Consider the following 14,572-nt stretch of genomic DNA (forward strand, 5'->3'; position numbering starts at 1 on the left):
GCATTCACCCGACAATAAGTTTTAAATCACATCGCTAAAAATTCAGCTAATTCCTTCGAATTAAAAGGTTTTCTAAGGACCGGATAATCCCAGCTTCTATCTTCAATGGCTATGTAGCCACTAATAGAAAACACATTAATATCAGGGAACTTTTCCATCACCAAATTAACCGCTTCTTTACCTGATAAGTCAGGTAAAATCATATCCGTGATAAAGATATCAAAGCCAATATCCGAATTAATTCTGTCTATCAGTTCTTTTTTATTATTGGCGACAACAACGTTTGCCCCTTTACTCTCCAGAAACAATGCCACAAACTCCGCAATACTAACCTCATCATCAAGCACTAAAATGTTGGTATTTTTATAACGTAACGAGTTTGATTTAGGCTCCTTGGCTAAAAACTTTTCTATTAATACTTTGCATTTAAATACTAGGGTAAAATGTGCGCCACCAAGGGCTCCATACCCTTCCACCTGAATCAAGCCATTATGTTTATACATAGTACTATATACATTTGCCAAACCAATACCATTACCTTTATTAACAGATTTAGAGCTATAAAACGGATCAAATATCTTGGTTAAATTTTCTTTTTCTATACCAATACCGCTATCTTTCACATGAATTTCTAAACGATTATTATCCAGTAAGTTTGCTGAAATCTCAATGTGACCACTAAGTCCTTTTTCTTGAATAGCATCTTGAGCATTCAGTACTAAGTTTAATAAAATATTAATAAACTCACCCTGAGGGAAGTTGATTAAACAGTGCATAGGTTTAAAGTTAAAAGTAATCTTGATAGTGCTTAGCAATAACTGTTTAAATAAATATTGATTATCGAAAATATCTTGAATAGGATCAAAGCTAACAACTTTCACGGTAGGCCGCCGCGTAAATGCCAATAAACGCTCAGTAACATCTTTACCTTTATCTATGGCATTTTTGACTCTGTCGATATAATCAGAAATATCTTCGCCCCGGGAAAACTTTATCTCCAACATTTCAATAGCACCAAGCGCCACGCCTAATACATTATTAATATCATGGGAGACATTACCAAAGGTATTACCTAACAAAGCTAAACGATTAGAGATCACTTGTTGCTGCTCTGTCCGAAACTTATCTGTTACATTCTCCACTATCCAAATATAAATACCTTCATCGGCCTCATAGGTAACTGATAAATCAAACACCGTGGTGTATTTATCAAAGCTAACATTATTCTCTTTTATTTGACCTTGTTCTTTAGCGAGCTTTTTAAACTCCATATATTCAGTAATGCTAAAATTTATATAATTAAAAAGCACGCCACTGATGCCATCATGATGAGGAGAGATATCTTGATAAACAACATTATCATTATCATCAATAAAGAAGATCGGTACTTTTATGGTAAAATTTACCATAGCCAAAAGCTTTAACTTTTCAAATAAATCTTCACTGCGAGTGATGTCCTTATAAACGCCGAAAACGGCAAGGGCAACGCCATTACTATCACGTTCTACTTCGGCAATGACTTCCACTTTGATTTTTTTTCCCGACGGTTGCGTAAGCGCTGTTTTGAGATAAAAAGGCTGCTGTTGGTGAATAGCATTATGAAAACTAGTGCGAAACTTTGCTCTATCTTTGGCTAAAAGTACATCAACCGCTTTATCAAAAGTGGGTACTATCGATTTATTCGTTAGCCCATGAATACGAAATACTTCTGCCGACCAATCGAGTGTTGCTGATTGGATATCAAAGCGCCAATGACCAGAATTGCTGATACGCTCGGCTAACATTAACCAATCATTTTGTTTTTTTAATTGAACTATCATGTTCTTGGTTTCAGTAACATCTTTTACTGTGCCAAACATTAAACTAGCTCTGCCATCAATATGTTCAACAACTTTACCAACCGCATGTAACCATAACTTATGACCTTGATGGTTTACAATCGGTATAGTAATATCAATACGATCTATTTCGCCCTTTAAATGTTGTTGTATTTTGCTATGCACATCCTCTAGCGTATTACGATCCAAATGTTTTTCCCATATAACACTTGTGCCTATTTTCTCTTTATTTTCATAGCCCAGTATTTTCATTAACTGGGCGGAATAAAAAATGCTTTCATTAACAAGATCCCATTGCCAATAGGCCTCATCAATGCCCGTTAATACCTTGTGTGTTAATTCGTGTGATTGTGAGCTCAAAATAGTTCATCCTCATCATCAAAATCATAAGTATTATCAATTTGGTCATTCTCGGTATTTAATTGTTGCAGTTGATCAATACTAAATAAAGCTTGATCAAGTAACTGGGTAACTTCTAGAAAATTTATATCATCTTGGCTATGTTTTTTTAGCGCTCCATGCACTAAATCCATAAGGTAATCTTCTTGCTCTTGGGTCATATCTAAAATATGGAAGCTAGTACCCATCTTTTGCACTATTTCATTCATTACTTCTTGTTGATGATGTTTAGATATTTCCACCATTTTTTTAGTTGTACTCACCGCGGTCTTTATTTGTTCTTGCACACTAACCAGTGAATTTTTATAGGTAATGAAGGCAATTCTAGAACCAATACATTCGATAACTGAGGCTAAAGCATCAATAAATATGTCAGTATCAACCGTGTCATTTTCAAGGTTAAGAATAAATAATGATACCAAGGTATGATTGAATATGGTTCTTGAGCCAAAGCGATAAAGACGTGATTTAAACTTCAACAGCTCCATTACTTCAATTTCGACCGGTGAGCACACACCTTTTTGAGCACTATAGAAACTAGGTTTATCATTAATTGGATAAAAAGCAATACAACCATGCAAATCCATACGATTAAAATATGAAAAGACTTCATCTCTAATTTGCTCATAAGAAAAACAATGATTGAGTTTAGAGGTCAATTGCATACAACTGCCATATTTTGATGCTTGCGCCATTGAGACATTGATGACATTATTTTTTGATTTAATTTCATCTTCAAAATCATGTATTTTATCTTGATAGTCAATCAGTTTCTCAAGCTTTGAATTAAGGGCTAATAAGGAAAATGGTTTTGCTAAAAAATCATCGGCGCCGCACTCTAAGCCTTTTAATATTGCCTCTTCAGTAGCCATACCTGAATAAAGTACAAATGAGGTAGGCGAATTTTCATGCCCTTGCTGGGATTTAATCCAAGCAGAGCCTTTCTCATTGCCAATATTTTCATCAACTAAAGCAATATCAAATTTGATATTTTCTTTTAGTAAATCTTGAGCTGCCGATAGGTTATGGGCACATTTCACCTCGAAAGAATCTTCTAAACTTTCAGCCAATAACTTTAAGTAGTCAATATCATCATCAATAATTAATAAATTATGTTTCACCATCTTACTATTCCTTTTATGATAATTAACGCTACTTAGTCGTGCCAAATATAACTGGCTATCACTAAAGTACCTTGCTCTTGATAATCCAAGGTGTCACAAAGTTGATTGACTAACTCCACCCCTCGACCACTTAACTTTAAACCGTCATTCATGGCCATGCTGTTATCTTTCATAACATCCAAAATATCAAACCCTTGGCCACTGTCTTTAATATTTATTATCATCTTGCCACCTTTAGTCAGGGGAAAGTATTTAAGGGTAATGCCAACAAAATCCTCAGAGCCTTGAATATCATCATTCCCCAACATCTCTAGCCTGTTTGCTCGCTCTTTAAAATATTGACTGAAACCTTCCGCTGAATTTTTTAATGAGGAGTTCAACTCGAGTACCCCATGATCTAGGGCATTAATAAACAGCTCTGTTAATATAGTATATAAACTTTGCCAATGCTCACCAGCGCCTTCTAAATCATTAATTTGATTCATAACTAACGGGATTGGATTAACCTTTTTGAGTAACTCTCCCGTTAAATGTAAGTGATAAGACCAAGTGGGTAATAAATTTTTCACGGTAGAAAAATAGTTATCCTCTTCGGTAAAACCTTCAGGTATTGTTACTTTATTACTCAATTTAATTTGTTGCCAGCCACTACAGGGAACATCGACCAATGAAATATCATCTTCTTGGGCGCAGTTCTGGCAAAAATCATCAAGGCTACTCAAAACCGTGTTTACTAGCATTTTTTTGCCTATGCCATCCATAGCTGCTTTTTCAAAACGCGAAAAGCCAAAGAGTTCACCTGCTTGATTACGGGCTTCAACAATGCCATCAGTGATAAATACTATGCGGTCATTAGCCATAACTTGCACCACTTCGACCTGAGCATCGGCAAGCAATTTCGGTAAAATGCCTAAAGGGGGATGTGTTGAAACAAATTGTTGTTTTATGTTTGCCTGGACATCAAATAAATAGCCATTGGGTAAACCGGCATTAAATATATATGCCGATTTTTCATGCTCTGAAATACAAGCAAAACTGGCCGCAAAAAACAAATCTCCGGGTAATAAGGTAAACATTTGTCGGTTTAATTGAGCGACTATTTCTAATAGGGAAAAGCCCTTTTTAGTCATTGCTCTGAACGTTTCAGTGACTGGAATAGCACCAATGGATGCCCGTAAGCCATGGCCGGTGAAATCCCCAAGTAAAATATGCAGATCACCATTAGGACATAAGGCACTCAACTGGATATCACCGCTAAAAATTGTGGCGGCTTTTTTAATAACACCAATCTTATCTAAGGCAAAGTTTCTCGCTTCAATAACTCCTGACATCATTTTTTCAGCAAGCTCAGCATCTTTCTGTTGCTCTAGTTGTAGACCTTTTACTTGGTCAACTAAATCACTAATCCTTTGAATAGACTTTATTTTTGCCTTGAAAACCCTAGGCGTAAAAGGCCGTACCAAAATACTATCACCGCCAGCCTCGACACTATCGATAAAGGCTTGTTCGCTATCCATGCTGGTAATAAATATAAGTGGCGCTAGTGTGCCCTCCCCCGACAGTTTCTTTATTCTCCTGCTCGCTTCAAAACCGTCCATAATAGGCATATTAATATCCATTAAGACAAGATCTGGTTGGTGTTCAATATACATTTGCACACCACTAGCACCATCATTAGCAATAATTACTTGATAATTTTCCTCATTCAATAACACAGTTAACAATTTACATTGCATTTTTGAATCATCAACAACTAAAGCAAGTTTTTGATTTTTATGCATATATTACCCTTGGTATCGGTAAAAAGAAGGTATCAGATTATTCAATCGTCATTAGCCGTTGAAATTGCGCTATTTCTAAAATTTTCCTTACGGTCTCGCTTGGTTTTGAAATAGTTAATTGTCCCGCATAAAGTTGTACATGATCTTTAAGTAATAAAATCATACCCAAAGCGGAACTGTCCATATATTCTGTTTTGCTTAAATCAAGTACGTAGCTTAAATCTTGAGTGGTAATACTGGTGTAAGCATCACGAAATAGCTGGTGTAATGAGAAATCAAAACGAGCATCAATGGCAATAACGAGTTCTTTTCCATCTGGTGAAATTCTACGGCTAACGGTCATAACAGCATTCCTTATATAGTTAAATAATTAAACAAGTTAAAATAAATCTACTTCACCTTCTTCCATATTAAGCTGTAATACACTCCGTGAGTTATCTGCTTTTTGAGTCGCTTGATAGACACTTTGACAAGTACATTTGAGCTTAACTAATTGTTCGTGCATATCTTCATCAGTGTTTTTATTAAACATTGCCAAGACATCACTTATTTCATGAATACTACTGATATTCAGTTGTAAGGATTCTAATGACTGTCGGGTTATGTCTTCAAATTGCAAAGAACGAATACCAAGGCTTACTGCTTGAGTTATCTGAGGTGCTAGGCTGGCAAGTTCTGCCACACTTTTAGCCGTTTGAATGTTGACCTGCTCAACATGACTCATCATGACAGACATCTGCTCCTTTGCTTCAAGGGTTGAAGTCATATCTGCCGAGGCCATTATTTCAACGGATGAACGAAGGTTGGCAATGATGCCCTTAGCTTTATTTATTTCAATACGAATATCCTCATTGAGTGCTGTTGAGCCGATAGACAATGAACGTACTTCATGAGCAACGACGGCAAAGCCACGGCCAGCTTCGCCGGCTCTTGCCGCTTCAATGGCGGCATTTAAGGCCAATAAGTTAGTTTGACTTGCTAAGCCTTCAACCTGAGACAACAACTTAAATATGCGGTTAAATTGTGACACCATTTCATCGGTATAAGTCATAGTTACCAGGCTTTGCTTACTGGTATTAATAATGACACTAACAAAGTCATCTAAGGTTTTATTGGAATCAGTGACAAAGTTTTCTAATGTTACACCGTCGCCCTCTTCTGTCCTGCCAGAATGAGAAATCAGTACTTTGATCATATGCTGCTGCTCTTCACTTAGTCTCTGCAGATTCTTAAAACTATCCGATATGCCCGTTACGGCATCAGCGACAACGTTCTTTGTCCGCGCTAATTCTTGTTCAACGATATTAATTTCTTGATGAATAAATTGTTGTAATTCAAAAATCACGCTATGGATAAGTTCCTCATCAACCACAGGCATGCCCGTCTCAGTCGTAGTCATACATTCTTGTTGGATTATTTTATTAACTTGAGCCGCTAAAGCGAGCAATAGGATGAGTAATATAGCTAATAACAGCATAAGAATTGTTTTATCATCAGTAAAGAGGTAACTGGTCAATGACAGCAGACATAAAAAGCACGAGGCATACAAACCCTTTTTTAAATTTCTCATAAAACGTCCCCAACACAATTTTTAGCTAAGACATCTTGCATTTCAACACGAGTTAAACCGGCGTAATCGAGAAGATGTTTAGTGACTTCAAGCAAAGGAGCTTGCATAGTCTGAGCCGAAATCGCATGGGCTTTGCCCGGCATACCCCATATTAAGCTCGAATTTTTATCTTGAATAATAGTGCGTGAACCCAATTCTTTTAGCCGTAACATGCCTTTGGCGCCATCTTGTCCCATGCCAGTTAACAAAACAGCTTGTACATTGTCGGCAAAATCACGCATTGAATGGAACAAAACATCCACAGCAGGTTTATGCCTATTTACCTCGTCCCCATCACTTAAAGTACAAAATAAAGCGCCATTTTTATAGACAACCTCTAGATGTTTATCACCTGGCGCTATATAAACATGTCCCACTTTGATTTTTTGACCATGACTTGCCTCATGTACCTCCACTTGACAGTGTTCATTGAGGCGCTGGGCAAAACGTAAACTAAAGGTTTTAGGTATGTGTTGGGTTATGACAATGGCGGGAGCATTACTAGGTAAGCTGACAAGAAGTTTTTTAATCGCTTCGGTGCCACCTGTAGAAGCGCCTATAGCAATAAGGTGATTAGCCCGTTTGATACCAGTAAAAGATAATATATTGCCACTCTCTTTGATTACTTTACCACTGGCTAAGTTATCCGATAACTTAAAATTCTTTTGGTCTATGGTGACTGCTTGAGTGATTTTGTCAATGAGCACTTCTTTAAAGCTGGCTTGGGGAGCCAGTAACTCTTGAACAGTTGGCTTAGCAATAAAGTCTACCGCTCCAATTTCAAGTGCTTGTAAGGTAATATCAGCGCCTTTAGTGGTAAGAGTCGACAGCATAATGACCGGCATAGGTCGCAAGCGCATCAAATTAATAAGAAAAGTAATACCGTCCATTTTAGGCATTTCTACATCTAGGGTTAATACATCAGGGTTTAACTTTTTAATTAGTTCTCGGGCAACTAAAGGATCTTCAGCCTCGCCAACAACTTTAATATGTGGGCTATGGCTTAATGCATCCCTGATGATGTTACGAATAACAGTAGAGTCATCAACAATAAGTACTTTAATTATATCCATACAATTTAATTCCTATGCGGTAACCACTAAAAAATTTCAATATCGCCACTAACCTCTTTTTTATTAATTTGACTGCGATAGTCACTTTCTCGGCGAATAATAGTGTCATTGTGCAAGTTATCCAGTCGCTTAATAAATACTCGCCCACTACAAGGCTCAAAAATCACTTTTCTGGGGTAAATATCACCAATGTCACTACTTTCAATGACAATCTCTTCTTGGTCTAAATAAGACAAGGCAAAATCAATGTTCTTTTGGCCAACATCAGACATTTGATTAAGTACTTTTGCGCCACCAAACAATTTAGCTTTTAAGTTTATTTTACGACCTCCCGACCTTAAAATAGTATTGATGAGGTGCTCCATAGCGAAGTTGCCATACCGGGTCGCATCCGTCGTTCTATCTCTTTGCCCCCAATTAACTTGATGTGCTTCTTTATTGGTGATCGGGAGCATAAAGTGATTCATACCACCGATACGAATTTTCTCATCCCAGATACAGGCTGAAATACAGGAACCCAGTGTTGTTGCTATCGCGACATTCTCAGTGGTCATGTAAAATTCACCGGGTAAAATTTTGGCAACCACCATATCTCGTTGTTTATCCCAATAATGATTAATTTGCATAAATTCAGGCAAACACTGCGCCATATATTCAGCTATTTGTGGATGATCATTTCGTAGCACAAAACGTCCTCACTAAAGCAGACTTTAGTTAACTAATTAGGGTTTTCTAAAAATGGTCCGACCAACATTACTAAAATACTGTTGATAATTACCTAAATTCTCACTGTGCCCTAGAAATAGTAAGCCACCTGGCGCTAGCATTTCATAATAGCGGGCAAATAATTCTTGCTGCGTTTTTTTATCAAAATAGATGATAACGTTGCGACAGAAAATAGCATCAAATGGCCCTTTCATTGGCCAGTCATGTAATAAATTAAGTTGCTTAAAAGTGATGATGCTTTTTAGATCTTTATGTACTTTAACACTTTCACTACTTTGTCCTGACCCCTGAAGAAAGTAACTTTTTTTGAGCTTGAGTGGCAGTTCTTCAATGCGGTTAACATCATAGATTCCTGCTTTGCCTTTCGCTAACACATTACTATCAATGTCTGTGGCAAGAATTTTCACATCCCACTGGGCAAGTTCTTTTTTCAGCGCTTCAAGTATAGTGATGGCAATACTGTAAGGTTCTTCTCCGGTCGAGCATGCTGAAGACCATACTCGAAGTTGTTTTTTTCCGTTTATGTTTGCGGTTTTGTTTTTTATCAAGGTGGGAATCACTTCGCTAGTTAGATATTCAAAGTGATGATTTTCTCGAAAAAAACTGGTTAGGTTTGTGGTTATCGCATTAATAAAAAAGTCTTTTTCTTGCTCGCCGTGATCTCTTAATAACTGACAATAATCAGTGAAGGAGTTAAGCTTTCGTTCTCTGATTATGCGAGTTAATCGTCGGTATAACATCTCTCTTTTACTGTCATTTAGTACAATGCCAGTTGTTTTATATACAAACTTACAAATAAACTTAAAATCGTCTTCAGACAATTTCATCGCCTGTTCTCTATTTACCCGACGATCTTGCGGATGACCTGGCCTATTAGTTCTCTTCCTCCTTAGCTCAGTCATCTGCATATCTCTCCATCATGTCAATGTTAGTATTCTACTTTTACCATCCTATTTTTACCGCTAGAACTCTTCCCATTCTTGATCAACCGGTGTACTAGGTCGTTTGGCCCGGCGAGTTGTCGCCGGAGTTGATGCTGGACGCCTATCGGTGGGAGCAGGAGTTGATGCTGGACTAAAATTTGATTGCCTAGCAGCTGGAGCGGCTTGTCTTGCTGGTCTTGGTTGTCTTGGTTGTGTACTACGCTGTTGGCGCTGGACGGCAACGGGTTGTTGCTCAACTGTTTCACCATTATTAAAGAAGGCAACTTGATCTAATAATAACTGAGCTTGCTCTTCCATCGACTTACTGGAAGCTGAGGCTTCTTCAACCAAGGCAGCATTTTGTTGAGTCATTTCATCCATCTGACTCACCGCAGCACTTACTTCACTAATCCCAGCAGATTGCTCTTTACCGGCATTATCAATATCACTGATCATTCTACTGACATCTTCAATGGCAGTAACCAGCTCACTAAAGGTTTTCCCCGTTTCATCAACCAACTTAGTACCTTGACCAACAGCCTCGACACTGTCGTTAATCAAACCTTTAATTTCTTTCGCTGCCCCTGCTGAGCGTTGTGCTAAATTTCGCACTTCCGCGGCAACAACAGCAAAGCCTCGTCCTTGCTCACCAGCTCTAGCAGCCTCTACCGCAGCATTAAGCGCAAGTAGATTGGTTTGGAAAGCTATTTCATCGATAACACTAATAATGTCGGCAATTTTTTTGCTCGATTTATTAATATCACCCATGGCAACAATAGCACTTCGAACCACAGAGCCGCCATTACTGGCTTTCTCCATAACAGACTTCGATAACTTACTTGCTTCTGACGAGTTCTCGGCATTTTGCTGAACCGTACTGGTTAACTCTTCCATGGCAGAAGCCGTTTCTTCTAAGCTAGAAGCTTGAGATTCAGTCCGGTGACTTAACTCATTATTACCAGCGGCAATTTCGCGTGCTGAATCAAAGACATTATTGGAAGCATTACGTATTTCATCAACCATATTACTTATATTTTCAATGGAGCCATTAATCGCATTAGCGAGTGCCAGGAATTCACCACCGTAATCATTGCGCATGGTTTGAGTTAAATCACCTTCGGCTAGCGCCGTGGCAATATTAATAGCATCATTAATAGGTTCAACTATAGAATCCATCAAACTATTAATATTATTGCCTAATTCTTTCATAAAGCCTTCATATTCAGCCGTATCAATACGGCTATCTAATTTGCCGGCGATAGCATCTGAAATTAATCTATCTATCTGACTTTGCGCGTCTTTTTCTTCGGTTAAATCTACCCATTGCACCCCTGTGCCAACATGATTTCCGTCGTTATCGAGTAAAGCCATGGCAATAAGTTGAAAGGTTAACCCTGCCACCGAAATTTCAGTGGTATAGGGTAAGTTATTAGGATTACCTAATAGATTTTGTTGATGTGCCGGGTTTTTATGGAAGGTATCAAAGTTAGTGCCTACCATGGTATCAACACTAAAAGACGGTAAGACCGTGCGTAATGTAGCTTCACGGCGACGTAACATAGTTACTACCGCAGGGTTGGCGTAGACAATATTACCCTGAGTATCAGCCATCATTATATTTGTCGTCATGCCTTCCATGGTCGAGGTTAAACGCCCTACTTCAATAGAGTTTTGTCTTGCTGCGGTGACATCTTGCCATTCTAGGGCATTGCCTATGTACGCGCCGCTAGCATCCATAATCGCGGTGACATTGAGCTCAAAGGATAAATGTTTAATTTGAATATCGGTTTTAAACGGTAAATTATTTGGGTCATCGAGTAATTTACGTTGATGTGCCGGGTTTTTATGGAAAGTGTCAATACAAGTGCCAATAATCACTTCGGGATCGGCGACAAAACCTGGCCAATTTTCGGCAAAAGTGACTTCATGTTCTTTCAGTAAAGCCAGGCTAGCGGCATTAGCATAGGTAATATTAAAATCCCTATCAATCATGATGTTGGCGGTACCCGATTGGTCAATAGCCCCTTGTAACTGCGCGGTTTTGTTTTCTTGCGCTCTTGCTGCGGTGACATCTTGCCATTCAAGGGCATTACCTATGTACTCGCCAGCTGCATCCATAATGGCGGTGACATTGAGCTCAAAGGATAAATGTTTAATTTGAATATCGGTTTTAAACGGTAAGTTATTTGGATCATCGAGTAATTTACGTTGATGTGCTGGAACTTTATGAAAACTGTCAATGTTAGTGCCAATAATCACCTCGGGATCGGCGACAAAACCCGGCCAATTCTCAGCAAAGACAGCTTCATGCTCTTTCAATAAGGCTAAGGTCGCGGCATTAGCATAGGTAATATTAAAATCCCTATCAATCATGATGTTGGCGGTACCCGATTGGTCTATGGCCCCTTGTAACTGCGCGGTTTTGTTTTCTTGCGCTCTGGCTGCGGTGACATCTTGCCATTCAAGGGCATTGCCTATGTACTCGCCAGCTGCATCCATAATGGCGGTGACATTGAGCTCAAAGGATAAATGTTTGATTTGAATATCGGTTTTAAACGGTAAGTTATTTGGATCATCGAGTAATTTACGTTGATGTGCCGGTACTTTATGGAAACTATCAATGTTAGTGCCAATAATCACTTCGGGATCGGCGACAAAACCCGGCCAATTCTCAGCAAAGACAGCTTCATGCTCTTTCAATAAGGCTAAGGTCGCGGCATTAGCATAGGTAATATTGAAATCCCTATCAATCATGATGTTGGCAGTACCCGATTGGTCAATAGCCCCTTGTAACTGCGCGGTTTTGTTTTCTTGCGCTCTGGCTGCGGTGACATCTTGCCATTCAAGGGCATTGCCTATGTACTCGCCAGCTGCATCCATAATGGCGGTGACATTGAGCTCAAAGGATAAATGTTTAATTTGAATATCGGTTTTAAACGGTAAGTTATTTGGATCATCGAGTAATTTACGTTGATGTGCTGGAACTTTATGAAAACTGTCAATGTTAGTGCCAATAATCACCTCTGGATCGGCGACAAAACCCGGCCAATTCTCAGCAAAGACAGCTTCATGTTCTTTCAGTAAAGCCAAGGTCGCGGCATTAGCATAGGTAATATTGAAATCCCTATCAATCATGATGTTGGCAGTACCCGATTGGTCAATAGCCCCTTGTAACTGCGCGGTTTTGTTTTCTTGCGCTCTGGCTGCGGTGACATCTTGCCATTCAAGGGCATTGCCTATGTACTCGCCAGCTGCATCCATAATGGCGGTGACATTGAGCTCAAAGGATAAATGTTTAATTTGAATATCGGTTTTAAACGGTAAGTTATTTGGATCATCGAGTAATTTACGTTGATGTGCTGGAACTTTATGAAAACTGTCAATGTTAGTGCCAATAATCACCTCTGGATCGGCGACAAAACCCGGCCAATTCTCAGCAAAGACAGCTTCATGTTCTTTCAGTAAAGCTAAGGTCGCGGCATTAGCATAGGTAATATTGAAATCCCTATCAATCATGATGTTGGCAGTACCCGATTGGTCAATAGCCCCTTGTAACTGCGCGGCTTTGTTTTCTTGCGCTCGCGCCACGGTCACATCTTGCCATTCAAGGGCATTACCTATGTATTCATCTTTTTCGTTGAAGATGGCGCTAACATTAAGCTCAAAGGTAAGATGTTTGATACTAATATCAGTTTTATATGGCAGGTTATTTGGATCTGATAATAACTCCCGTTGATGGCTCGGGTTGGTATGGAAACTATCAATATTGGCCGACAGAATGGTTTCTTTATCTGCCTTAAAACCCGGCCAATTCTCGGCAAAGGTTTCTTCATGTTTCTTTAATAAAGACAAGGTCGCCTGATTAGCATACGTGACGTTAAAATCACGATCAATCATCATAAATGCGGTCGCAGATTGATCGAGTGCCCCTTGAAATTTTGTGACTAAATCTGAGCTTTTATTATTTTCGACAGTATTCTGTTCCATGTTAGGTCCTTTTGCTGACTGAGTTTTTGCGGCAGCATTTGCGCCGGCAATCATAGTAGTTGCTAAGGTTTGGTATACCACTGTCCAAGCCTTTTTAATGGGTGCGGTAAAGTCATCACCTAAACCTTGTGCTAAAGTTTTGAGTAACGCGGCGCCAACCGTATCGTAATGTTCAGGCTCTGCCCCGTAATGATGATGTTTGGCACCTAAGTTTTCTAATGCAGGAATTAATTTATCTGGTTTATCAAGTAACTTAACCGCGGTATCAAGCATCGCCATTAATTTTTTGCCTTGCTCGGTAATATCGTTGGGAAATAGAGTTTTTAATGAAGGGTCCATTTCAAACAAGGTGTCATAAAATATTTCTGCGGCTTGTGGCGCGATGGGTAATACTTTTTGCCAACTGTCTTGCACTAAACTTATTTGTTTGGGGGTCATAAGTTATTTTCCTGTGTGGTTATTTTTAATAATGGCTGATGGGGGGGAACTCTCTTTTACTCTCGATTTTAATTAGCTAGATAATTATCGTTAAGCACTCGATAAAGTAGGTGCTGAGGTGGTTAGCGCTTCGCTACCCGATAAGTCAACGGTCTCCTGCTCAGTACTTTTTTCATTTTCATTTTCATGAACAGTGCGATATAGATCGTCTTCATTTAATAGCGAGTCACTATCGAGTAAAATAATTAACTTCTCATCGACTGACGCTAGCCCTTTTAGAAAACAGCTATCTATATTGCTGCCAAAAGTAGGTGCTTGGCGTATAGATTGCTTGCTAAACTTGTAAACTTCTGAAACTGCATCGACAACAATACCAACTACCATAGTGCTCTCTTTAGATTGCTGGCGTAAAATGATGGTGACGGTTTGATCATTATAAGCAAGTTTTGGCTGACCAAAACGTAAACGTAAATCGATAATTGGAATAATTACGCCCCGTAAATTAATTACCCCTTTGATATAACAGGGTTTGTTAGGAAGTTCGGTCACAGCGCTCCAGACACGGATCTCTTGCACACATAGAATGTCAACGCCATACTCTTCGCCCTGAAGGATGAAAGTAAGATATTCTTGTTCTATATCAGTCATGCTCTTTCCTTAAACAAAATAGTTAG

General features: G+C 38.9%; 10 protein-coding genes. All 10 read right to left on the reverse strand.

The genetic code is table 11. The features are described from left to right. Positions 1-26: 26 nt before the first annotated feature. The 10 genes from CMT41_RS09610 to CMT41_RS09655 all read right to left on the reverse strand — a co-directional run bounded on the left by CMT41_RS09610 (position 27) and on the right by CMT41_RS09655 (position 14,546). Positions 27-2,198: an ATP-binding protein gene (locus tag CMT41_RS09610; protein ID WP_057181096.1), complete on the reverse strand. Its 2,172-nt coding sequence runs from the start codon at positions 2,196-2,198 to the stop codon at positions 27-29. Further along, entirely contained in the window at positions 2,195-3,361 is a 1,167-nt protein-coding gene (locus CMT41_RS09615; RefSeq protein ID WP_058027140.1) for a response regulator transcription factor, read from the reverse strand. The genes CMT41_RS09610 and CMT41_RS09615 overlap by 4 nt, the downstream gene beginning before the upstream one ends. A gap of 32 nt (positions 3,362-3,393) precedes the next feature. Continuing rightward, on the reverse strand, positions 3,394-5,142 hold the full coding sequence (locus CMT41_RS09620; RefSeq protein ID WP_058027141.1) for an ATP-binding SpoIIE family protein phosphatase: 1,749 nt from the start codon (positions 5,140-5,142) through the stop codon (positions 3,394-3,396). Positions 5,143-5,179: 37 nt separating this feature from the next. Continuing rightward, positions 5,180-5,485: an STAS domain-containing protein gene (locus CMT41_RS09625; protein ID WP_057181099.1), complete on the reverse strand. Its 306-nt coding sequence runs from the start codon at positions 5,483-5,485 to the stop codon at positions 5,180-5,182. A gap of 36 nt (positions 5,486-5,521) precedes the next feature. Beyond that, a complete protein-coding gene (locus CMT41_RS09630) occupies positions 5,522-6,712 on the reverse strand; it encodes a methyl-accepting chemotaxis protein (protein ID WP_058027142.1) in 1,191 nt (396 codons plus the stop codon). Next, positions 6,709-7,818 carry a protein-glutamate methylesterase/protein-glutamine glutaminase gene (locus CMT41_RS09635; protein WP_058028196.1) on the reverse strand — a complete coding sequence of 370 codons (1,110 nt, stop codon included), beginning with the start codon at positions 7,816-7,818 and terminating at the stop codon, positions 6,709-6,711. Before CMT41_RS09635 ends, CMT41_RS09630 begins: the two co-directional genes overlap by 4 nt. A 32-nt stretch (positions 7,819-7,850) precedes the next feature. Further along, complete coding sequence (gene cheD / locus CMT41_RS09640; RefSeq protein WP_231733033.1) at positions 7,851-8,510, reverse strand: chemoreceptor glutamine deamidase CheD; 660 nt, start codon at positions 8,508-8,510, stop codon at positions 7,851-7,853. A 36-nt stretch (positions 8,511-8,546) separates the two neighbouring features. Next, entirely contained in the window at positions 8,547-9,377 is an 831-nt protein-coding gene (locus tag CMT41_RS09645; protein ID WP_057181102.1) for a CheR family methyltransferase, read from the reverse strand. A gap of 135 nt (positions 9,378-9,512) precedes the next feature. Then, positions 9,513-13,898, reverse strand: coding sequence for a methyl-accepting chemotaxis protein (locus CMT41_RS18680; RefSeq protein WP_083494257.1), 4,386 nt, complete (start codon positions 13,896-13,898; stop codon positions 9,513-9,515). A 90-nt stretch (positions 13,899-13,988) separates the two neighbouring features. Next, complete coding sequence (locus tag CMT41_RS09655) at positions 13,989-14,546, reverse strand: chemotaxis protein CheW (protein ID WP_082606501.1); 558 nt, start codon at positions 14,544-14,546, stop codon at positions 13,989-13,991. Between the last annotated feature and the right edge of the window lie 26 nt (positions 14,547-14,572).

The sequence above is a fragment of the Colwellia sp. MT41 genome (assembly GCF_001444365.1).
In the GTDB taxonomy this organism is placed as follows: Bacteria; Pseudomonadota; Gammaproteobacteria; order Enterobacterales; family Alteromonadaceae; genus Colwellia; species Colwellia marinimaniae.